The following is a 21,621-nucleotide window of genomic DNA, read 5'->3' as shown; positions in this document are numbered from 1 at the left end:
GCGAGTCGGGTGCGCTGACAGCCGGCCACAGCCGATCTCGCTTCGACACCCCCACGTCGGACGCGGCCATCGGCCGGCTTCTCGAAGCGACAGGGCGGCCAGTGCTGACAGCTGCAGGTTTGGGACAGTCTGCACTTGAGCTTACCGAACTGGGCCACGGCGTCTTCACCTCCGCCCTCATCGATTCGCTTTATCGCGGCGATGCCAATAGTGATGGTGTCGTATCGATTGCCGAGCTTGTCGCGCATGTACAGGATCTCGTTCCGAAGCTCATCAAAGATCCTGAAGCGCGTGCCGAAGTCCTACGTCGTGGCGCCATCGGCGGAGTGCAATCAGCGCGATTTGGCGGGCGCGGCGAGGACTTTCCTTTCGTTCGTCGTCTGCAATAGAAAGCAAGGACTTGCTCTGCTTCGCTGCCTCCGACGGAGGTGCGCTTGTGATCGGTCGCCCTCGGACTTGAAGCTGTCACGTACCGTCTCTCGGCCGTGACCTGCCCCCGATTGGTACTCGCTCATAGGGTGAGTTTTGATCTGAGCCCCAACGTGCCCTCATTCGAGGCCGGAGTTTCGGCCTTCGTCGCCACTGACGGACTGGTATCGTCAGCGGGATTGAATAGCGCGATCGGGGCCTTGTTTCCGATCGCTCCGTGCGGTCTCACCTCGTTGTAGTCTTTACGCCAACACTCCAGCTTCTCCCTCGCATCGGCCAGAGTCATGAACCAGTGTGCGTTGAGGCACTCCGCTCGCAATCGACCGTTGAACGCCTCGATGAACGCGTTGTCCGTCGGCTTGCCGGGTCGCGAGAAGTCCAGAATGACGTTGTGGGCGTAGGCCCACAGGTCGAGATCCCGCGACACGAACTCTGTGCCCTGGTCCACCCGTATCACCTTCGGATAGCCCACCTTACCGCAAACAGCCTCCAGCGTCGCGACCACATTCTCGGCGCGATATTGCGAACGCGCATCGATCGAATGCGCGTAGCGCGAGTAGGTGTCAAGGAGCGTCAGGATCCGGATCTTTGCCGCCCATCGCTAGCTGATCATGCACGAAGTCCATCGCCCACACGTCGTGCGTGCCGGTCGCCGGCGCACGATCGTCACGCAGCTTCGCCTTCACCCGCCGGCGCGGCGTCTTGTTCCGCAATTGCAGGCCCAAACCGCTGTAGATCCGACGAACACGCTTCACGTTGATGGCCCACCCCTCACGACGCAATAACACGTGGACGCGACGGTAGCCGCAGCGAACCCGCGTCGCGCAGAGTTCCTTGATCCGTGCTTCGAGCGCGCCCTGTCCGGGGCGCCGCGATCGGTACCGGTACGTCTTCGGCGCGATCTGCATGAGCCCGCAGGCCTGGCGGATCGATACACCCCACGCTCCGGTCATCTCGAACAAAGCCTGATGTCGGCTATCGAGGGATTAGCCGTCTCGGTACCCCCGCCGTCACCCATGTACGGCCGGCGGGAGGAGTGAGACTGCTTTCTCGGCCAAGCAGAATTCGTCAAGCTATGCACGCAGGTCGTTAACTAGACGGCGCTTGTTCCGCATTTTCCTGGCGAAGGTGGCTGGACTTCCGGTGCAAAGGACGCATTGCTTTAGGGGTGGCTGACACGCCGATGAAGCCGCCCAATCAGGGGCTCGCCTCGCGATCTGCGGGGCTTTGGGTGGTGCGAGCGCCAATCCCGACGCCGCCAGCCATCGGAGTCTCTAGTTATGTCAACTGTCGCAATCGAAGCCTCTTCCAGGTCGACGCGAGCCTCGCGTTCTAAGAACGTCGCGGCGAAAGCCAAACCTGCCCCCAACCTTCGCCGCCCTCGGATTGGGGCCGGTAAATCACCGGAGCTCGAGGCGCCGCAAAATCAGGCGCGGGTCACGAAGCAAGAGCAGGTTCTCACACTCTTGAGTCGACCCGATGGGGCGAGCATCGAAGAGATCATGCACGCGACAGACTGGCAGCAGCACAGCGTGCGCGGCTTTCTGGCCGGAACGGTGAAGAAGAAGCTCGGCTTCACGCTGACGTCGTCCAAGGAGTCGGGTGAGGCTCGCCGCTATCGTATCGCGACCCGTCGCAGCCGTTGATATGCCCAAACCGGCGATCGATGTCGCGGCGGAGATTGAGCGGCTCAGTGCGCTAACCCTCTTCGAGTTGCGCATGGAGTGGCGGCGGCTGCACCGAATGCAGCCGCCGATGCGTCTGTCGCGTGATCTTCTAATCCGGGGGATCATATACAAGTTTCAGGAGAGGGCGCTCGGCGGCCTCTCCAAATCTCTCATGCGAAAGCTGGAGCCACGTGGTGCTGCTCCTCAAGATGGTCATGCTCGCAAACCTGCGCCGCCGATCACCTTGAAGCCCGGTACGCGTTTGGTGCGCGAGTGGCACGGTGTGACGCACACGGTTCTGGTCTATGCCGATGGCGTGGAGTGGAAGGGACGGCGTTACCAATCGCTTTCCGTGGTCGCGCGAGAGATCACGGGTGCGCACTGGTCCGGGCCGCGCTTCTTTGGTCTGAGATCGCGATCGGCAGTATCGGAGATCGGTGATGCGGAAAGCTGACCATCGATCCTCCTCGACTGTTCATTGTGCTATCTACACTCGAAAGTCGTCCGATGAGGGGCTCGAGCAGGAATTCAACTCTCTCGATGCTCAACGGGAGGCTTGTGAAGCCTATGTCACCAGCCAGCGCCATGCCGGCTGGGTGGTTGTGCCCGACATGTACGATGACGGGGGACTCTCGGGCGGTACGATGGAGCGGCCCGCCCTTCAGCGGCTGCTCAACGATATCAAGGCCGGCAAGGTCCAGATCGTGGTCGTCTACAAGGTCGATCGACTGACGCGGTCATTGGCAGATTTTGCCAAGATCGTCGATGTCCTGGATGGACACAACGCGTCCTTCGTCTCGGTAACCCAGCAGTTCAATACGACGACGTCTATGGGGCGGCTTACGCTCAACATGCTGCTCTCCTTCGCACAGTTCGAGCGCGAGATTGCTGGTGAACGGATCCGGGACAAGATTGCCGCTTCCAAGGCAAAGGGCATGTGGATGGGCGGTAACGTTCCGCTGGGGTATGACGTCAAGGATCGGAAGCTGATCGTCAGCGGGACAGAGGCAGACACCGTTCGCTTGATCTTCCGACGCTATGCGGAGCTGGGATCGGTCGCCTTACTTCGCGCGGAGCTGGATCGCAATGGCATCATGAGCAAGCGCCGCGAAGGTGCTGGCGGACGGCTCTCGGGCGGCCAGCCATTCTCCAGAGGGGCGCTCTATACGCTGCTCCAGAACCGCATCTACCGGGGAGAGATAGCCCATCAAGGTAATGTGTATCCAGGTCAGCATGAAGCTATCGTCGATCGTGATCTTTGGCAGCTCGTGCAGGATAAGCTCACGGCCAATCGTCAGGAGCGATCTTTGGGTGTTGGGGCCGAGGCGCCGAGCCTGTTTGCGGGCCTGATAGTCGATGCTCACGGGTGTCGCATGACACCGACGCATGCCAACAAGCGCGGCAAGCGGTATCGTTACTACATCTCGACATCGCTCTTGGAGGGCACCCGGCCTGCAGCGCAGGGTGGCATGCGCATCCCGGCAGGTGAGGTCGAGGGGTTGGTGATGGATCAACTCCGAGCCTTCCTGTCATCCAGATGCGAGGTAAGCGACGCGATTGCGCCGTTCGAATTCGATGCACAGTCGCTCAACCTCGTTCTGCGCAGAGCGTCCGAGCTGGCGCAGAGTTGGCTGACCCATCCGCCTGTGGACCTGAGGGAGTTCATCAAGGCCGTCGTCCAGCAGGTCGCCGTCGCAGAGGATCGGATTATTGTTCGCATCGACCGCGGCATGCTGGCGGAAAGGCTCGGGGCCAGTCGGTCTGCGGGTTGGCAAGATGTGAATTCCCTCGCTCTCTCGTTTGCGGCTTCCCTGCGTCGGGCGGGAAAAGGTATGCGCATTGTCGTCGAGACCGGTGCCCGATCGGAGGTTCAAGCCGGGCTTGTCAGCTTGTTACGCGATGCCTTCTCGTTCAGAACCGCGCTTCTCGCAGGCTCGGACGACAGCATCGAGTCCATGACTCAGCGACTTGGCACGGGCAAAGGGCATGTTAGTGCGCTGGTGCGCCTCTCATATCTTGCTCCCGACATCGTGCGCGACTGCCTCGAGGGGCGGCAGCCCATCGACTTGAGCCCAACGCGTCTCCTCAAGCTCGGCAAGGATCTGCCGCTCGATTGGACTGAGCAGAGAACGCACCTGGGTTTCGTCGTTTGACGACCCAGAAACCGAGCGCAACGATCCATATCCCCCGTCTCGAAAGTGGCCTCCTGAGACCCGGCGCGAGATTTCTTACCGAGAGGCCGCTTTCAGTGTCTCTGGTGGCACGGGCTATGATGACCGGCGAGACAAGCCGCAGAAATCACGCGACAATTCTGGCGCGAGCCGAGGTCTCAGAAATGTAGCGATTTCAATGGGGTGTGTGGCTGGGGGACTAGGATTCGAACCTAGACAGGCAGAGTCAGAGTCTGCAGTCCTACCATTAGACGATCCCCCAAAGCCGGGATCGCGGCGGGCTCATACGGTCCCGGATCGGGTCCCTGGCGCGCCGAGTGGGGCCGTATAACAGCTCGTTCCCCGTCGCGCAAGAACGGTTGAGCGGCGTGAATTGACCCTACTTCTTCAAAGGTGCGCCGTTGGGGGCCGCATTGTCCAAACTGTGGCCGGGGGCCGTCCGTTCCAGTGGGGCGATCGGTGGCAGCAACTCGGGGCGGTACTCGAAGTGCATGGTGTCGTAGTGGTGCCAGCGCCCGCCCCAGATGAAGCCATGACGCTCGAAGATGTGGACGATCTCCAGTGGGATGCGGTTGCGGTAGACGATGTTGCCAGAGAGTGCATCGGGTGCCCATCGCCAATAGTCGGACTGGCGCACGGCGATGTCGATGGCAATGCCGTATCCGTGCGCGGAGACACGGCTCGTGCCGGCGATGACGCGGCAATTGTAGGTGCCGCCCGCGGGCAAGAGAAACTTGTCGAACTCTGGTGGAAGCCGGTCGAGCTCCTGCGAGACGGCGGCTAGGCGCGCGGCCACGCCGTTGACGGTCGTGACCTCGAGCCGCTGGCGCGTCTTGCGCGGCAGCCAAGTGACCGTTGTGAGCCTGGGCTTCACCTCGCCCTTGCGGCAGTCTCCGTACATCTTGTCGAAGAAAGCCGCGTTGCGGGCGCGGCCGGGATCGTATTCGGGCGGCGGCGGGACGTCGTCGGCTCCAGCCGGATAGGAAAGGCGCAGCATGTCCTCGATGTCCGGGTCGTCGAGCCAGGCTCGGAACGACTTGATTCCTTTTCCGTCGTCGATCTGCATGCGCGAGCCATCGCGCCAGACCAGCCAGCCCTCGTCGATCTCCTCGATTGCCTCGGGGTAGGCCGCGACGAGGCGCTTGATTGCAGGGGGTGCGAAGACATCCGCTCCGGCGCGCGTGGGGCCAGAGCCGGGGCACACCAGAAGAAGGACGAGACAAGCACGCAGAATCGGCGACAAAGGCATCAGTTGAACGATCGCAAGGATGGTTGGAGCCCGTTAGGTCGATGAATGGAATTCGCGGTTTGCCTGTCGTTGAATGCGACTCCGACAGTTGAACTCGAACGCGGCCTTGCCACGATGTGGCACGACCCTCGCCGCCATGTCACGGACGAGTTTTCCTCTGTGTAAACCGATCTGTGTGCTTTTGCTTTACGGCGCGCGGTCAGGTGCTACATTGGTTTTGGATGCAGCCAGACAATGGCCTGACGAGAGGGTTAGCCGGCGCGCGACGCCGCTTCCCCGGACCCAGGCCCTGGGGACCGAAGACGTGCGGGAACTGACGGATGACGAGCGCGCGAGCGCTCCTTCTCATGAGCCGCGGCATGCCTCTCCTCCCGCGGGTGACCTGAGAACAGCGGGTCTTGGCGCCGGGGAGGCGAAGGCGCCCACGGGGAGGCTACCCTCATCAGGGCATGCCCGGGACGACGGCGATCGCGGCCGAATCTACGGCGCTCTCGATCTTGGAACCAACAACTGCCGTTTGCTGCTTGCGCGGCCATCCCGGCGCGGATTCCGCGTCGTCGACGCATTCTCGCGCATCATCCGGCTTGGCGAAGGGGTATCGCAGACTGGCCGCCTGTCGGACGCCGCCATGCGGCGCACGATCGACGCGCTCAAGGTCTGTGCGGCGAAGCTCGCGCGGCACGATGTGGCACGCGTGCGCTGCGTGGCCACAGAAGCGTGCCGTATCGCCAGCAACGGACGCGATTTCCTGCGGCGCGTCGAGAGCGAGGTTGGGCTCAAACTCGAGGTGCTCGACCGGGAGACGGAGGCGAACCTCGCCGTTTCGGGGTGCGCATCGCTGATCGACTATCGTGCCGAGTACGTGCTCGTGTTCGACATCGGCGGCGGGTCGTCGGAGCTGATCTGGTTGGAGCTCTCCAGGAGCGGGCGGGACGGGGCGGACGCGGACGGCGGGCGACGGCTCAACATCAAGCCGCGGATCGGCGCCTGGACGTCGCTGCCGGTCGGCGTGGTGACGCTCGCCGAGCGCTTCGGCGGGCATCACGTGACGCCCGAGAGCTTCGAGGAGATGGTGACGTACGTGTCCGGTTTCGTGAGGTCGTTCGAGGCCTTGCACGGGTATCGGACGCGAGCCAACGGCGACAACCTGCATCTGCTCGGCACGTCCGGCACGGTGACGACGGTTGCCGGCATTCATCTCGGCCTCAAGCGATATGACCGGGCTCGCGTTGACGGTTGCTGGCTGGCGCTCAAGGAGATCCAGTCGGTCACGGCCGAGCTCATCTCCTGCTCCTACGAGGATCGGGTGGCGCAGCCCTGCATCGGGCACGAGCGCGCGGACTTGGTGCTCGCCGGATGCGCGATCCTGGAGGCGATTCTCAGGATGTGGCCGGCGGAACGGCTGCGCGTTGCAGACCGTGGTCTGCGGGAGGGTATACTGGCGACGCTCATGAGTGAGGACGGCGTCTATCGCGTGGGGCGTCGCCGACGCCGCCAGCGGTCTGGATAGATACCATGCGGATGAAGGGGAAATCGGGACGGGGGTCCAAGGCCAAGGGCTCCGGGAGCGCGCTCGGCGCATCCGGCGGCCAGCGCGATCTCAACGTGCGCCTCAAGACCGCCCGCAGCCGCACTGGGTCGTCGCAGCGGTGGCTCGAGCGGCAGCTTAACGATCCCTATGTGACGGCATCGAAGCGCGCGGGATACCGCTCGCGCGCGGCCTACAAGCTGATCGAGATCGACGACAAGCATCGCTTCCTGAAGCCCGGTGCGCGCGTCGTGGATCTCGGCGCGGCGCCCGGCGGCTGGAGCCAGATCGCGGCCGAGCGCGTGCAATCCGTCGGCGGAGTCGGGCAGGTGATTGCGATCGACCTCCTCGACATGGAGCCGCTGGCGGGTGTGGAGTCGGCAAAGCTCGACTTCATGGAGGAGGGAGCGGAGGACTGGCTCAAGGGCAAGCTTCGGGGCGGGGCCGCGGACGTGGTTCTGTCGGATATGGCGGCGCCCACGGTGGGCCACGCCAAGACCGATCACCTCAGAATCATGATGCTGGCGGAGGCTGCGGCGCATTTCGCGGGCGACGTGCTGGCGCCGGGCGGGGCCTTTCTCTGCAAGGTATTCCAGGGCGGCACGGAGCGCGATCTCTTGGATTTCCTGAAGCAGCGCTTCGGTACGGTGCGCCATGTGAAGCCGCCGGCAAGCCGCTCGGACAGTGCCGAGCTCTATGTATTGGCGACAGGCTTCAAGGGCCGCCTCTGAAGCCGGCGGGCGCGTTGCCGGCCTATCCCATTGAACGTCGAGGGATACCGCCGTGGATGGCATCCCAGAAAACAGCAACGGCGGCCGCTTGCTCGACCGCCGTGCCTTTAGGCTCGCCAGTGCACGAGCCAATCTTCATCACCAATTAGATGATGTCGATCTCCGCCGGGAGGTAGCTCGTCACCTCAAGGCCGACTTCCTGCTCGCGCACGGCGGGCTTCGTCCAAATCTTCATTTTCGTTTCCTCCTTCGTATGCTCTAGAGCACCTTAGAACGGGCTTTCCTAACGCGATAAACGACCGAGGTCTAATTGAATTTTCAGTGCACCCCATCAGGGGTACTGATGTGCATGTGCGAGAGGATCGGCGGGGCTGGAACCGGGAAGCGCTCGATTCGACGATTTCACAGGTCTGCTCGGCCGCAGGCCGGGACCCTTCCCCTCCTCCCCTTCGGGTGCTATAGGGCGTCCGACATTCGCGCCGGCTGCCCGTTTCGCGGCCGGCCTTGTCACATCCGCCCAAGGAGAGAGCCATGGCTAAACGCCCAATCGACAACGATTTGGGTCTAGCATTGACATTTGATGACGTGCTCCTGGTGCCGGCCGCCTCCGAGGTCCTGCCCAGCCAAGTCAGCGTGGCGAGCCGGGTCACGCGCACCATCTCGCTCAACATCCCGATCCTGTCCTCGGCGATGGACACGGTGACCGAGGGCCGCCTTGCCATTGCGGTGGCACAGGAAGGCGGAATCGGCGTGCTGCACCGCAACTTGCAGCCCGAAGAGCAGGCCCGCCACGCCGCCTCGGTCAAGAAGTACGAATCCGGCATCGTCCTCAATCCCGTTACTATTCAGCCGAACGCCACGCTCGAAGAAGCGCTGAAGCTCATGTCCCAGCATTCGATCTCGGGCATTCCGGTTGTCGAGGCGCCCAAGAAGGGCGAGACCAAGGGGCGTCTGGTCGGCATTCTCACCAACCGCGACGTGCGCTTTGCGACCAACCCCAACACTCCGGTCGCCGAGCTGATGACCAAGGATCGCCTGATCACGGTCACGCGTGACGTAAGCCGGGACGAGGCCACGCGCCTTCTGCATCAGAACCGTATCGAGAAGCTTCTGGTCGTCGACGACAGCTATCACTGCGTTGGCCTCATCACGGTCAAGGACATCGAGAAGGCGCAAAAGCATCCCAACGCCTGCAAGGATCCCGAAGGGCGTCTTAGGGTGGCGGCGGCGACCACGGTCGGCAACGACGGGTGGGAGCGGACCGAGAAGCTGCTCGAAGCGGGCTGCGACCTGATCGTGGTCGATACGGCGCACGGCCATTCGAGGAGCGTGCTGGACGCCGTGACGCGCATCAAGAAGATCTCGAACTCGGTGCAGGTGGTGGTCGGCAACGTCGCCACGGCGGAAGCGACGCGGGCGCTGATCGACGCCGGCGCCGATTCGGTCAAGGTCGGCATCGGACCGGGGTCCATCTGCACGACGCGCATCGTGGCGGGCGTGGGCGTGCCGCAGCTCACCGCGGTCATGGATTGCGCCACCGAGGCCCACAAGCACGACGTTCCCGTGATCGCCGACGGCGGTATCCGCTACTCGGGCGATATCGTGAAGGCCCTGGCAGCGGGCGCCGATTGCGTGATGATTGGGTCGCTGCTCGCCGGCACGGACGAGGCGCCGGGCGAGACTTATCTCTATCAGGGACGCACCTACAAGGCTTATCGCGGCATGGGCTCGATCGGCGCCATGGCGCGCGGATCGGCGGACCGCTATTTCCAGCAGGAGGTCAAGGACACGCTGAAGCTGGTTCCCGAGGGCATCGAGGGACAGGTTCCGTACAAGGGCCCGGTCGAAGGCGTGCTCAACCAGCTCATTGGCGGCCTCCGGGCAGGCATGGGATATACGGGCGCGAAGACGCTCGCTGACCTGCGCGAGACGGCCACGTTCGTGCGCATCTCGCCCGCCAGCATGCGCGAGAGCCATCCGCACGGCGTGCTGATCACGCGCGAGAGCCCGAACTATCCGGGCGTCGCGTAAGGCCGGTAGAACCGCGTCAGGGAGAGCAGCCCCATGAACCAGACCGCCATTCTCTATCCCGTATTCGTGCAGGTCGCGTTGACGTTCTTCCTACAGGGCTGGATGCGCATCGAGCGCGCGGGGGCTTACAAGCGCGGGGACGTGCAGTTCAGCGACGTGTCGCTCCGGCAGCAGAAGTGGCCGGCGCGCGCCGCGCAGATCTCGAACGCCTTCCATAATCAGCTCGAGACGCCGGTCCTGTTCTATGCCGTGGTCGCGTTCCTGATGATCACGAGCCAGGTTAGCATCGTGTTCGTGATCCTCGCTTGGCTGTTCGTGGTCGCGCGCCTCTATCACGCCTACATCCATACGGGTCCGAACAAGCAGCCCTACCGCTTCTACGGCTACGCCGCGAGTTCGGTCGTGCTGTTCGTGATGTGGGTGCTGTTTGCGATCCGCATTCTGTTTTTTTCCGCGACCGGGGCCTGAGCCGATCGCTTCCAAGCTAGGGTTGAGCGCGTGAAACCTGCTGGGCGCATCCAAGCCGCGGCCGAGGTGCTCGAGGATGTTTTCGAGCGTCATCAGCCGGCCGCGACCGCGCTTCAGGACTGGGGCAAGCGCCATCGCTTCGCCGGCTCCGGTGACAGGGCCGCGATCGGCACGCTGGTCTACGACGTTCTGAGACGGCGCCTGTCACTCGGCGCGCAGATGGGAAGCGATGGCCCGCGGCTGCTTGCGGTCGCAGCCGCGCCGAGGGCGCTTGGTCTTTCCGCCGAGGATGTGGGTCGCTTCTGCGACGGCAGCCCGCATGCGCCGGCACCGCTCACCGACGACGAGCGTGCGCGCCTTGCGGCTGGGTTCCCGGCCGACGCCCCGGTGCACGTGGCGGCGGATGTTCCAGAATGGCTGGTGGGATCGTTCACGCGGGCGTTCGGCGATCGCGCGGTTGCGGAAGGCCGGGCGATGGCCGAGCGCGCGCCGATCGACCTGCGCGTGAACACGCTCAAGGCGACGCGGGACAAGGTGCTGGCGGCCCTCGCCAAGCTTGGCGCGGCGCCGACGCGCCTCGCGCCCTTCGGGCTCCGCATCCCGGCACCCGAGGCGGCGGCGAAGAGCCCGCATGTCGAGGCCGAGGCCGCGCACGGCAAGGGCTGGTTCGAGGTGCAGGACGAGGGCAGCCAGCTCGCGGCCGCGCTTTCGGGCGCCGGGCCTCGCCAGCAGGTGCTCGACCTCTGCGCAGGGGCCGGCGGCAAGACGCTCGCGCTCGCGGCGGCCATGCAGAACACCGGCCAGATCTACGCCTACGACAGCGACAAGGGACAGTTGCGTCCGATCTTCGCGCGCCTGCAGCGGGCCGGGGTGCGGAACGTGCAGGTGCTCCAAGGCGGCGACCAGGAGGCGCTCGAAGCCTTAGGAGCGCGTTTCGACGTGGTGCTCGTCGATGCGCCGTGCTCGGGTTCCGGCACGTGGCGGCGCAAGCCCGATGCCAAGTGGCGGCTCAAGCCTGAGGCGCTGGCCAATCGGCAGGCCGAGCAGCGCGAGGTGCTTGCGCTCGCGTCGAGGCTGGTCAAGCCGGGCGGACGGCTCGTCTACGTCACCTGCTCGGTGCTGCCTGAGGAGAATACTGATCAGGTGGCGTGGTTCCTCGAGACGTTCCCGGGATTCGCACTGATGCCGTTCAGGGAGGTCTGGCGCTCCGCGATCGGTGACGAGGCTCCTGCCTCGGCCGATGGGTCGGACCAGACGCTGCTGCTCACGCCCGGTTCGCACGGGACGGACGGCTTTTTCGTCGCGAGCCTAAAGCGTACGGCGTAAGCCGGACACGCAGTCACGCCGCGGACTTGACCTTGGGAAGCTTCGGGGGCTTGGCCGTCTTGGCGGGCGATGGAGCGGCTGCTTTGCCGCTCGGGTCCCATTCCGCGACCTCGGCCAGCGTCGTGGTGACGGTCCAGGCGCCGGGATGGTCGCCCGCCGTTCCGTGCTCGGTGAGGAGCGCTTCGAACGCCTTGCGGGGCATCAGCTTGAAGCCGGCCTCCTCAAGAGTTGGCGTCGGGGCCTTGCCGTCGTTGGCGACGTAGCCCCACTTGGCGAGATGCGCCATGAGCGCAGCAAAGCCCATCTTCGAGGCGTTCGATTCATGGCTGAACTGCGATTCCGTATAGAACACCTTGCCGACCGACAGACCGTAGCCGCCGCCGACGAGGACGCCCTCGGCATTCCACACCTCGAAGGAGTGCGCGTGCCCCAAGCGGTGCAGTTCCGAATAGATTCGCATGATGGTCGGCGTAATCCAGGTCAGGCCGTAGAGGCGGTTCTTGCGCCGCCCCGCGCAGCAGCGGATCACGTCGTCGAATGCCTGGTCGAAGGTCACGCGGTGCGGGGCCTTGCGCATGATGCGCCGGAGGTTCTTGGTCATGCGGAAATCCGACGTCAGCAGGACCATGCGCTCGTTGCGCGTCCACCACTTGAGCGGGCCGAAGTGGCACCAGGGAAAGAAGCCCTGCCGCGCCGCGGCGAGGACAGTTTCGGGAGAGATGTCGCGGCAGATGCCGCCGAAGGTATCGGGTCGGGGCTCGGTCCGCGCGGGATCGGGCACGTGGGTGCCGCCGCGCAGCATGTCGCGGGCGCCGTAATAGAAAAGATACGGGAGGTCGCCGATGCGCACAGGACGGAGCGCATAGAGCGTGCCCAGGATCCAGCGCTGCACGGTGAAGACTGGCTGCTCGGCGAAGGGCCCGTCGCGTCGCGCACGCCAGGCAAGCATGCCGGCCACGGTCGCGCCAGCCGCCACGGCAAGTGCGCCTACCATTAGAATCGCCGTACCCATCGCGCCCCGCTCTAACCGCAACCGCCCGCCGAGCCGGCAGACTCCTCATCCTTCAACCATCCTCTAGGCCGCAGCCGTTAATAGGCGATAGATATTGCCGGCCTCGCCCGATATCGCGCTTAACGGGCGGTAAAAGCCTGCGGCTTCGGGGCTGTGGGCGGTCGGCTTGACGCTCGCGGCGTGGGGTGGTCTACCCCCTCTTTGCCGACCGGGACCCCAGGCCCCGAGTCTCCGGGAGCGACCGAACCCTCATGTCCGCCACCGTCCTCATCATCGATTTCGGAAGCCAGGTCACGCAGCTCATCGCGCGGCGTGTGCGCGAGGCCGGCGTCTACTGCGAGATCCATCCCTTCCAGAATGCCGAGGCGGCCTTCGCCAAGCTCAAGCCCGCTGCCGTTATCCTCTCGGGAGGGCCGTCGTCCGTGCCCGAGGAGGGAAGCCCGCGCGCGCCGGACGCCGTGTTCAGCTCCGGGATACCCGTGCTCGGCATCTGCTACGGACAGCAGACCATGGCCGAGCAACTCGGCGGCAAGGTCGAGAGCGGCCATCACCGCGAGTTCGGCCGCGCCGTACTGTCGATCGAGACCGGGAGCCCGTTGTTCGAGGGTGTGTGGGCGGAAGGCGAGCGGCATCAGGTCTGGATGAGCCACGGCGATCGCGTGACGCGGCTCCCTCAGGGCTTCCGCGTCATCGCGACGAGCGAGAACGCCCCGTTCGCAGCAGTCGCGGACGAGGCGCGGCGCTTCTATGCCGTGCAGTTCCACCCGGAGGTCGTGCACACCCCGGACGGCGACAAGCTGATCTCCAACTTCGTGCACCGCATCGCTGGTCTCAAGCCGGACTGGACCATGGCCGCCTACCGGCGCGAGATGGTGGAGCGCATCCGCCGCCAGGTCGGAAAGGGGCGCGTGATCTGTGGGCTGTCCGGCGGTGTTGACAGCGCGGTGGCGGCGGTGCTCATCCATGAGGCGGTCGGCGACCAACTCACCTGTGTGTTCGTCGACCACGGTCTGATGCGGCTCGGCGAGGCGGAGCAGGTGGTCGGGCTGTTCCGCGACCACTACAACATCCCGCTCGTGCATGTGGATGCGTCGAAGCTGTTTCTCGGTGCTCTGGCAGGCGTCACCGATCCCGAGGGCAAGCGCAAGGCTATCGGCAAGCATTTCATCGACGTGTTCGAGGCCGAGGCGGAGAAGATCGGCGGGGCGGAATTCCTGGCGCAGGGCACGCTCTATCCGGATGTGATCGAGAGCGTGTCGTTCAGTGGTGGGCCGTCGGTCACCATCAAGTCGCACCACAACGTCGGTGGGCTGCCCGAGCGCATGAACATGAAGCTCGTGGAGCCGCTGCGCGAGCTGTTCAAGGACGAGGTCAGGGCGCTGGGGCGCGAGCTCGGGCTGCCGGACGCGTTCGTTGGGCGTCATCCGTTTCCCGGTCCTGGACTCGCGATCCGTATCCCGGGCGAGATCACGGCGGAAAAGCTCGACATCCTGCGCAAGGCGGATGCGATCTATCTCGACGAGATCCGCAAGGCCGGGCTCTACGACGCGATCTGGCAGGCGTTCGCGGTGCTCTTGCCAGTGCGCACGGTCGGAGTCATGGGCGACGGGCGCACCTACGACCACGTGCTGGCGCTTCGCGCCGTGACGAGCGTGGACGGCATGACGGCGGACTTCTTTCCATTCGACATGGGATTCCTCGGCCGGACGGCGACACGCATCATCAACGAAGTGCGCGGCATCAACCGCGTCGTCTACGACGTCACCTCGAAGCCGCCGGGTACGATCGAGTGGGAGTGACGGGGACTATCGCCCGTAGTCGATTCGGTGCGACAGCCGGTGATCGATCAGCATTCGTTTGACGGTGGCTTTCCGTGTGATCGGCGGATCCGCAGCCCTTCCGTCCGCCGTCGCGTTTAGCGCGGCCGAGCCGAACCGAAGCGCGAGCGGAACCAGTCGCGCAGCATGTCCTTCTCGTAGGCGAGTTGCTCGCCCGAGCGCCGGGCCGAGGGGTTCATCAGGTAGTTCATGTCGGAAACGGTTTCCTCCGCGCGCGCGAGCACGCGCCCGTTCTCGCGAAGCACGTAGCGCATTCGGATGCGCGGTGGGGTGATATCGCGCATGATCCGTACGTCGTTGAGCCGGCCGCTCCAAGGCTCGTACTCGCCGGCAAGATCGATGTCGAGGACGTCGATGCTGAGCGACTGTCCCGGCTTCAGGTAGCGGGTTCCGAGCTGTGTGAAGATGCGGCGGAACTGATTCAGGGTCGCATTGCGAGAGCCAGAGCTGCGGAAGTCCCGGTAGCGCTCGGGGGCGACGAACGTCACGTTGACCGCCGCGGCTGCGCCCACGGACGGCAAAAGTCCTGCGAAGACCATCGCCACGATCGATGCTTGCCAGTGCCTCATGCGCGCCACTCCTTGCGGATTGCGCGATCCATAATTTGGAATATTGCCGTCAAGTTTGATCCAAAGCAATGCGGACCGTGGCCGGCGGCCGGATTTCTTGCGCAGTGGATGCCGCGAGGAGGCACGTTCGTGACTGCACTGCTTCACATCCATGACGTCGACGTGTCGGCCGGCGACACCCGTATTCTGCACGGCATCGATCTCGAGATCCGAGCGGGCGAGATGCACGTGCTGTTCGGGGCCAACGGCTCCGGCAAGTCGTCGCTTCTGGCTGCCATTATGGGGCTGCCGCCGTTTGCGGTCACGCGCGGCGAGATTCTGCTCCGTGGCGAGCGGATCGACATCCTGCCGGTCGACGAGCGGGCCAAGCGCGGGCTCGGCATGGCGTTCCAGCGCCCGCCGGCCCTCGACGGTGTCACGGTGCAGGCCCTGGCCGACGCGCTCGGCGCAAGCGAGGCCCTGAAACGCGAGGCCGATGCTCTCGACCTTGGCCTGGGCGTGTTCGCAGGCCGGGACATCAACGCAGGTTTCTCCGGCGGCGAGGTGAAGCGGTGGGAGATCCTCAAGCTCTTTCTGCAGCAGCCGACCCTGCTGCTGTTCGACGAGCCGGAAAGCGGCGTTGACCTCGAGCACATTGCTTCCGTAGGCGCGGCGATCGGCAAGCTCATGCGCGGCGGACGCGAGCCGCGCTCCGGGCTCGTCATCACCCATACGGGCTTCATCCTCGACTACATCGCGGCGGACGCAGGGCACATCATGGCCGACGGCCGGATCATCCACTCGGGCGAGCCGCGCCAATTGTTCCGGCATATCCAGCGCAACGGCTACACCGCGCCGATCGGTCCGGCGCAGGCGGCCGCACAGGCATAGGAGCGACGACATGGCAACCGCACTGGCGAGCAGGCAGTCCCGCACGGGGCTCACCACACAAGAAACGGAGCGGATGGCGCGGGTCGGCTACGTGGACGACGCCGAGCGGGCCGGCACATGCATCATTGCGGACCAGGGTATGCGGCACATCTCGGTGCACGACAACCAGGTCGAGATCCTGCCGCTTGCGGATGCGCTGAAGCGCTACGCGTGGGTGCAGGACCTGATGTTCTCGCTGATCCGGCCCGACGAGGACGAGACGGTACGGCAGGCGGCCGAGACCACCGATGCGCCGCTCGGGCATTTCGTGCGCGTCATGGAAGGCGCCAAGGTGCGGCTGCCGGTGCAGCTCTTCACGCTGCTTGAGACGCCGCAGCAGCGTCAGTTCATTCACAACATCACCGTCGTCGAGAAAGGCGGCGAGGTCGAGATGATCACCGGCTCGGCGGTCCCGGCGAGCGTCCATGCCGGCCATCATGTCTCGCTATCGGAGAGCTTCCTGCGCGAGGGTGCCTCATGTCGCTCGATCTCGATCGAGCAGTGGGGTCTCGATATGGAGGTCCACAGCTACGCCCGTAACCGCATCGGCAAGGGGGCGCGCTCGAGCGCGAGCAACATCATGATGTCGCCGCTGCGATACCACTATTCGCAGAGCCGGACCGAGATCGAAGAGGACGGTGCCTCGAACGACCAGTCGGTCATCTTCGCGTCGCAGGGCACGACACGCGTCATGGAAAGCCAAATCCACCTCAAGGGACGCGGCGCGCGCTCCGAAAGCATTACGCGCATGGTGACGGCGGGTGGTAGCATCACGAACCGCAACATGCTGATCGGCGAGGCGCCGGGGACCAAGGGTTTCCTCGGTTGCGACGGGTTGAAGCTCGGCGCGGACGGCGAGATTGTGTCCATTCCCGGCCTCGACGCCAAGAGCTCGGAGGCCCAGCTCTCGCACGAGGCGTCGATCGGCATGATCAGCCGCGAAAAGATGGCTTATCTGATGGCGACGGGCTTGAGCGAGGAGCGTGCCTGCGATCTCATTCTGCAGGGTTTCCTCAAGCTCGACCAGCAGCAGATGCCCGACGCCATGCGTGCGGAGGTGAAGGCGATGATCGCGGCGGCGAAGTCCGGATCGATGTGAGAGTGCACGGCGGGCCGACGTGCCCGTCGCCTGTGATCAAATATAGAATGGACTTATGGGGCGGGGCACCGTTTGGCGTCGCCGCCAAGCTACGTCCGTAAGGGGCCGCGGCGCTTGCGGGCCAGATCGCCGGACAGTTCGGTTTCCTCGCCTTGTTCATGGTTACGCCCCTGATCGGGCTTGCGGCGATGGGCATGTCCTCTCGAAGCAGGGCAGTCTGCGCGGCCGTGGCCACGATCTTGGAAAATGAGAGAAAGATATGCATCGTGACTTGCCGGCTTCGAACGGCTTGCGCGACGGCTGTTATCGAAGACGTTTGGATCAGAGTGTTCTTGCAAGAAGAGAGGGCCCTGTGGGAATAGCGCTCCGCCGACTTGGTCCTGCGGACGTTGCGCTCCTTCGCAAGCTCAACACGTTGTTCGGGAGGGTGTTCGGTGAGCCGGAGACATACGGGGCCGAGCCGCCAAGCGACGCCTATTGCGAGAGCCTGCTCGCGAAGGAGCACGTGGTGATCCTCGTGGCGCTGGAGGGTGAGGAGGTCGTTGGCGGGCTCGTTGCCTACGAGCTCGACAAATTCGAGAAGGCTCGGCGCGAGCTCTACATCTACGACTTGGCCGTGAGCAAGACGCATCGGCGCCGCGGCATTGCCACGTCCTTGATCGGGCACCTGCGCGAGATTGCTGCCCGGCGCGACGTCTGGGTCATCTACGTCCAGGCAGACTACGGCGACGCGCCCGCCATCGCGCTTTACGAGAAGCTCGGCACGCGGGAGGACGTGATGCATTTCGATATCGGCGTCGGCCCCATTCCTCGTTGACTCTCGCGAAGCGGTGGGATCGTCGTTGCGACCGGATTGGCCAGCGGCTCTTTCGCCACTCCTCAATTTTTGCTTTTTGAACACGGCGGGGCCAGTCTGCGTTTCGGTGGGCGACGTGTTTATCAGTGCGCGAGGATCACCATGGCCAGGCTGGCGAAGAAACGCGACTTTCCCGTCTCTCAGGTGCGGCGCTACCTAGAGCCCGGGCCGATCGTGCTCGTGTCGTCGGCTGCGCGGGGCGAGACAAACATCATGACCATGGGCTGGCACACCTGCATGGAGTTCACGCCGGCGCTGATCGGCTGCATCATCGCCTCAGGAAATCATTCCCATCTGATGGTGCGGGAGAGCGGAGAATGCGTGATCAACCTGCCGACGACGGCGTTGACGGACATCGTGGTCGGAATCGGTAACTCGTCGGGGAGCGAGATCGACAAGTTCGCGCACTTCGGGCTCACGGCGCAGAAGGCGCAGCACGTGGGCGCACCCTTGATCGGCGAGTGCCATGCCAACTTAGAGTGCCGGCTCGTCGACGAGAGCCTCGTCGCCCGCTACAACTTCTTCATCTTCGAGGTGGTGAAGGCGCACGTCGCGCCGTCGCCGAAGCATCCGGAGACCCTCCACTATACGGGCGACGGCGTGTTCATGGTCTCGGGCAAGATCATCAGTCGGCAGTCAAAGTTTCTGCCGGAGATGCTGTGAGGATCCCATCAAGATGAAATCCGGCCCTGTCACGATCTACGGCATCGTGAACTGCGATACGATGAAGAAGGCGCGCGCATGGCTCGCGGCGCATGGCGTCGATGTGGCGTTTCACGACTACAAGAAGGACGGCATCGATCGCGCGCGGCTCGAGCGCTGGTGCCGTGAGGTCGGCTGGGAGGTCCTGCTCAATCGCGCAGGCACGACGTTCCGCAAGCTCACCGAGGCGGAGAAGCAGAATATCGACCAGAAGAAGGCTGTGGCGCTGATGCTCGCGCAGCCGTCGCTCATCAAGCGCCCGGTGCTCGAGTATGGCGGGAATAAGCTCCTGGTGGGCTTCAAGCCGGAGATTTGTGCCGCCGCGCTGCGGACTTAGCTCGCCCCGGCAAAAAAACAACAGACGGGACAGGTGTGCGGGGCCTGTCCCGTCCATTGACGACCTCATCTCGCGATGAGACGTGTTATGCGGCTCGATTGCCAACGCGGGGACATGGGCATTCGGACCGCACTCAGGGAAGAACGGAATCGTCGGTAATTTATTCTGCGCAGTGTCACGAATTTTTCGAAGATTTTTCGGCTGCCGCAATGAGTTCCTGGAAATCTCTTTGAATGCAGACTGTTAGTGCTCGACCGGTCGGTAGAAGCCCTCCCGCTGCCGCTCCTGGCGGCCGAGCCAGGCGCCCGTCGCCGCCCATCCGAGCGCGATCGCCGCGCCGATGAGCATGGCCAGGGCGGGATGCTCGGCGAGGACGTCGAGGCCGCGTTTCACCCAGCCGCCCACGGCGTCGCCGCCCCGGTAGACGACGGTATCGATGAAGTTCTTGGCCTTGTACTTCTCCTCGGGCTCGGCGACCGTGTAGAGCATCTCGCGGCCCGGCCGCACCAGCGCATACTCGCCGACGCGACGCGTGATCATGACCACCGCCAGCACCGCGAACACGGGCGCGAACGCGAGCCACAGGAAGCCTGCGGCCATCACCAGCGGCACGGCGACGAGCAGTGTTCCGATGCCGAAGCGGTCGGCGATGCGGCCCGTAAGGAAGATCTGAATGAGGATCGTGCACGTCTGGACGAAGGTGTCGATCATGCCGAACACCTGCGTCTGGCGCGTGCGGTCGGGGAAGGTCTCGGCCACGAGGCGGGCCTGCTCGAAGTACAGGAAGGTGCTGACGATCGCGAGCAGGATCACGAACAGCGCGATGCCGGCCAGGTAGCCGGAGCGCAGCACGGCAGTGGCGCCGGCAAGGGGATGGCCGCCGAGCGGCTCGCTGCGCGGGGCGATCTCCTCCGAGGGCAGCGGGTTGCGGTCGCGCCAGCGGTGCAGCCACATGGCGGCGGCGGCGCTGAGCGTGAGCAGGGCGGCGGCCAGCACGAGCAGCCCGGCATGGCCGATGGGCGCAACGAGCAGCGTGCCGAGGATCGGACCCGTGAGGCCGCCGAGGCTCGCGCCGCCGGCGATCATCGCGAACAGGCGCTTGGCCTGCGAGGCGGCCAGAAGGTCCGCCAGCACGCTCCAGGCCAGCGAGATGGCGAGCAGGTTGAAGACCGACAGCCACACATAGAACGTGCGCGCCATCCAGACGTTATCGGGATCACGTACAAATCCTGCGGCGAAGCCCAAGAGGTTCAGCGCAAAGAAGGCGAAGGTCCAGGCGAGGATGTGCCGGCGGCGCACCTTGGAGGCGATCCATCCGAACACGGGCAATGCAACGAGCGTGGCGACGAACGTGCCGGTGAAAAGCCACTGCAGGTTCTCGATGCCGCCCGCGATGCCCATGGTCTCGCGCACGGGGCGCAGCATGAAGTAGCCGGTGAAGAGGAGGAAGAACATGGCCGCGCCGACGGCGACGACCGGCGCTTCCTCACGCTCGACCTTGAGCAGGCCGGTCAGACGCGTGCGCTCGATCCTGGGGGTTGCGCTGTCCATTTCCGGCTATGCCAAGGCCGCGATCAGGGAGGCGCGCTGCTCCTCCGTCAGGTTCGGCCCAAGGCCGGCCTTCAGATTGTCCGCCTGGCGATGCGGCTTGCCGGTGGCCGGGATCACCACCGTCACCGCGGGGTTGCTCAGCGCGAACTTCAGGAACGCCTGCGCCCAGGAGGTGATGCCGGCGGCCGCGGTCCAGTCGGGAAGCGGCTTGTCCTTGACGCGCCCGAACAGCTTGCCGTCCTCGAAGGCGCGGTTGATCATCACCGCCACGCCGAGGTCCTTGGCCAGCGGGAAGAGGCGCTTCTCCGCGCCGCGGGTGACCACGGAATAGTTGATCTGCAGGAAGTCCGGCTTCTCGGCCGCGACGATGTCGGCCAGCTCGTCGTGGGCGTACTCCAGATAGTGCGTGACGCCGACGTAGCGGGTCTTGCCTTCGGCCTTGAGCTCGCGGGCGAGGGCGAGCTGCGTCTTGAGATCGCCGAGGTTGTGCACCTGCAGCAGCTCGACCTTGTCGGTCTTGAGACGGCCGAGGGTGTTGTTGAACTGGGCAAGCCCGGCGTCGCGTCCGCGCACACCCGAAAGCTTGGTGGCGAGCCAGGTCTTCGGGCGCAGGTTCTGCTCGGCGAGGAGGGCGCCCAGCACGTCCTCGGCATTGCTGTAGGTGGGGGCGGTGTCGATCACCGTGCCGCCGCCGGCGAAGAACACCTTCAGGACCTCGCGCAGGGCATCATATTCGGGTGTGCCCTCGCCGACCTCGAAGCTGCCGGAGGTGCCCATTCCGATGACGGGTATCTTCTCGCCGGTGGCGGGGATCGCGCGCGTGGCCAGGGCGCCCTCGGCCGGGGTCGCCGTGTCTGCTCCCGCACTGCCGAAGGGAGCCATGGCCAGCACGGCGGCCGCGGCCGATGTCGAGCTCAAGAAACTCCGGCGCGTCTGCATGGCGGCACCTCCTTCTCGCGATCTTTCTGGCTGACGTGACGGATGATCGGCCGAGGCCCCCCGGGGCTCATCCTGACCGGCATATAGGTGCGCGAGCGTTGCTCGCCAATCCGGAGGTTTCCTGAGCTGGCCTGAGAAAAATGGGCCCCCCAGCGGGGGACCTGGGGGGCCGGCCGTATCAAGAGCGCCCCCGAGCATGGTTGGGGGGA

Annotated in this window: 21 protein-coding genes, 1 tRNA gene and 1 pseudogene; 15 read left to right on the top strand and 8 right to left on the bottom strand. The window is 64.8% G+C overall.

The features are described from left to right. A partial coding sequence (locus IT540_RS09530; RefSeq protein WP_291176338.1) for a hypothetical protein occupies window positions 1-389 on the top strand: 389 nt, incomplete at its 5' end. Window positions 390-607: 218 nt separating this feature from the next. Here the strand turns inward: IT540_RS09530 and IT540_RS09525 are convergent. Continuing rightward, window positions 608-1,370 (bottom strand): annotated as a pseudogene (locus IT540_RS09525) (IS3 family transposase); the annotation flags it as partial. A 339-nt stretch (window positions 1,371-1,709) separates the two neighbouring features. Between IT540_RS09525 and IT540_RS09520 the strand changes: the two are divergent. The 3 genes from IT540_RS09520 to IT540_RS09510 are packed head-to-tail and all read left to right on the top strand — an operon-like array spanning window position 1,710 to window position 4,249. Further along, window positions 1,710-2,075 (top strand): DUF3489 domain-containing protein, encoded by a 366-nt coding sequence (locus tag IT540_RS09520; protein ID WP_291176335.1) that lies wholly within the window; start codon window positions 1,710-1,712, stop codon window positions 2,073-2,075. Between the two features lies 1 nt (window position 2,076). Further along, window positions 2,077-2,550: a DUF2924 domain-containing protein gene (locus tag IT540_RS09515; RefSeq protein WP_291176332.1), complete on the top strand. Its 474-nt coding sequence runs from the start codon at window positions 2,077-2,079 to the stop codon at window positions 2,548-2,550. Continuing rightward, the gene (locus IT540_RS09510; protein ID WP_291176329.1) at window positions 2,537-4,249 is read left to right on the top strand and encodes a recombinase family protein; all 1,713 of its coding nucleotides are present in this window, start codon (window positions 2,537-2,539) and stop codon (window positions 4,247-4,249) included. Before IT540_RS09515 ends, IT540_RS09510 begins: the two co-directional genes overlap by 14 nt. A 206-nt stretch (window positions 4,250-4,455) precedes the next feature. Here IT540_RS09510 and IT540_RS09505 read toward each other — a convergent pair. Together IT540_RS09505 and IT540_RS09500 are read right to left on the bottom strand one after the other, a co-directional pair. Continuing rightward, window positions 4,456-4,529: transfer RNA gene (locus IT540_RS09505), tRNA-Gln, on the bottom strand. A 117-nt stretch (window positions 4,530-4,646) separates the two neighbouring features. Continuing rightward, window positions 4,647-5,516, bottom strand: coding sequence for a M15 family metallopeptidase (locus IT540_RS09500; protein ID WP_291176326.1), 870 nt, complete (start codon window positions 5,514-5,516; stop codon window positions 4,647-4,649). A gap of 517 nt (window positions 5,517-6,033) precedes the next feature. Between IT540_RS09500 and IT540_RS09495 the strand changes: the two genes are divergently transcribed. Continuing rightward, complete coding sequence (locus IT540_RS09495; protein ID WP_291176324.1) at window positions 6,034-7,026, top strand: Ppx/GppA phosphatase family protein; 993 nt, start codon at window positions 6,034-6,036, stop codon at window positions 7,024-7,026. Between the two features lie 11 nt (window positions 7,027-7,037). Beyond that, the gene (locus IT540_RS09490) at window positions 7,038-7,775 is read left to right on the top strand and encodes an RlmE family RNA methyltransferase (protein WP_291176322.1); all 738 of its coding nucleotides are present in this window, start codon (window positions 7,038-7,040) and stop codon (window positions 7,773-7,775) included. 145 nt (window positions 7,776-7,920) lie between these two features. On the opposite strand, the gene pqqA is transcribed toward IT540_RS09490, so the two are convergent. Further along, window positions 7,921-8,010 carry a pyrroloquinoline quinone precursor peptide PqqA gene (pqqA, locus tag IT540_RS09485; protein ID WP_291176319.1) on the bottom strand — a complete coding sequence of 30 codons (90 nt, stop codon included), beginning with the start codon at window positions 8,008-8,010 and terminating at the stop codon, window positions 7,921-7,923. A 296-nt stretch (window positions 8,011-8,306) separates the two neighbouring features. Here pqqA and guaB point away from each other — a divergent pair, with 296 nt between their 5' ends. Genes guaB through IT540_RS09470 form a run of 3 tightly spaced genes read left to right on the top strand, consistent with a single transcriptional unit; the run spans window position 8,307 to window position 11,600 of the window. Continuing rightward, a complete protein-coding gene (guaB, locus tag IT540_RS09480) occupies window positions 8,307-9,806 on the top strand; it encodes an IMP dehydrogenase (protein ID WP_291176315.1) in 1,500 nt (499 codons plus the stop codon). Between the two features lie 33 nt (window positions 9,807-9,839). Next, a complete protein-coding gene (locus IT540_RS09475; protein ID WP_291176313.1) occupies window positions 9,840-10,274 on the top strand; it encodes an MAPEG family protein in 435 nt (144 codons plus the stop codon). A gap of 30 nt (window positions 10,275-10,304) precedes the next feature. Next, window positions 10,305-11,600, top strand: coding sequence for an RsmB/NOP family class I SAM-dependent RNA methyltransferase (locus tag IT540_RS09470; RefSeq protein WP_291176311.1), 1,296 nt, complete (start codon window positions 10,305-10,307; stop codon window positions 11,598-11,600). Window positions 11,601-11,613: 13 nt separating this feature from the next. Here IT540_RS09470 and IT540_RS09465 read toward each other — a convergent pair whose 3' ends face one another. Further along, complete coding sequence (locus tag IT540_RS09465) at window positions 11,614-12,594, bottom strand: leucyl/phenylalanyl-tRNA--protein transferase (protein ID WP_291176308.1); 981 nt, start codon at window positions 12,592-12,594, stop codon at window positions 11,614-11,616. A 269-nt stretch (window positions 12,595-12,863) separates the two neighbouring features. Between IT540_RS09465 and guaA the strand changes: the two genes are divergently transcribed. Further along, window positions 12,864-14,411, top strand: coding sequence for a glutamine-hydrolyzing GMP synthase (guaA, locus tag IT540_RS09460; RefSeq protein ID WP_291176305.1), 1,548 nt, complete (start codon window positions 12,864-12,866; stop codon window positions 14,409-14,411). Window positions 14,412-14,527: 116 nt separating this feature from the next. Here guaA and IT540_RS09455 read toward each other — a convergent pair whose 3' ends face one another. Beyond that, on the bottom strand, window positions 14,528-15,019 hold the full coding sequence (locus tag IT540_RS09455) for a DUF3016 domain-containing protein (protein ID WP_291176302.1): 492 nt from the start codon (window positions 15,017-15,019) through the stop codon (window positions 14,528-14,530). A 129-nt stretch (window positions 15,020-15,148) separates the two neighbouring features. On the opposite strand from IT540_RS09455, the gene IT540_RS09450 reads away from it, so the two are divergent. From IT540_RS09450 to IT540_RS09430, 5 genes are all read left to right on the top strand, one after another. Further along, window positions 15,149-15,889, top strand: coding sequence for an ATP-binding cassette domain-containing protein (locus IT540_RS09450; protein WP_291176298.1), 741 nt, complete (start codon window positions 15,149-15,151; stop codon window positions 15,887-15,889). A gap of 10 nt (window positions 15,890-15,899) precedes the next feature. Beyond that, window positions 15,900-17,027 (top strand): SufD family Fe-S cluster assembly protein, encoded by a 1,128-nt coding sequence (locus IT540_RS09445; RefSeq protein ID WP_291176295.1) that lies wholly within the window; start codon window positions 15,900-15,902, stop codon window positions 17,025-17,027. 352 nt (window positions 17,028-17,379) lie between these two features. Further along, on the top strand, window positions 17,380-17,844 hold the full coding sequence (locus IT540_RS09440) for an AAC(3)-I family aminoglycoside N-acetyltransferase (protein WP_291176292.1): 465 nt from the start codon (window positions 17,380-17,382) through the stop codon (window positions 17,842-17,844). 141 nt (window positions 17,845-17,985) lie between these two features. Beyond that, on the top strand, window positions 17,986-18,546 hold the full coding sequence (locus tag IT540_RS09435; RefSeq protein WP_291176289.1) for a flavin reductase family protein: 561 nt from the start codon (window positions 17,986-17,988) through the stop codon (window positions 18,544-18,546). 13 nt (window positions 18,547-18,559) lie between these two features. Then, window positions 18,560-18,922, top strand: coding sequence for an ArsC family reductase (locus IT540_RS09430; protein WP_291176286.1), 363 nt, complete (start codon window positions 18,560-18,562; stop codon window positions 18,920-18,922). A gap of 243 nt (window positions 18,923-19,165) precedes the next feature. Here the strand turns inward: IT540_RS09430 and IT540_RS09425 are convergent, their stop codons facing one another. Together IT540_RS09425 and IT540_RS09420 are read right to left on the bottom strand one after the other, a co-directional pair. Further along, entirely contained in the window at window positions 19,166-20,473 is a 1,308-nt protein-coding gene (locus IT540_RS09425) for an MFS transporter (RefSeq protein ID WP_291176283.1), read from the bottom strand. 6 nt (window positions 20,474-20,479) lie between these two features. Beyond that, a complete protein-coding gene (locus IT540_RS09420) occupies window positions 20,480-21,412 on the bottom strand; it encodes an aldo/keto reductase (protein WP_291176280.1) in 933 nt (310 codons plus the stop codon). Window positions 21,413-21,621: the final 209 nt, after the last annotated feature.

The sequence above is a fragment of the Hyphomicrobium sp. genome (genome assembly GCF_020852195.1).
Taxonomy (GTDB): domain Bacteria; phylum Pseudomonadota; class Alphaproteobacteria; order Rhizobiales; family Hyphomicrobiaceae; genus Hyphomicrobium_C.
The sequence above is the reverse complement of the archived record's forward strand: the minus strand, read 5'-3'. Positions and strand labels throughout refer to the sequence as shown.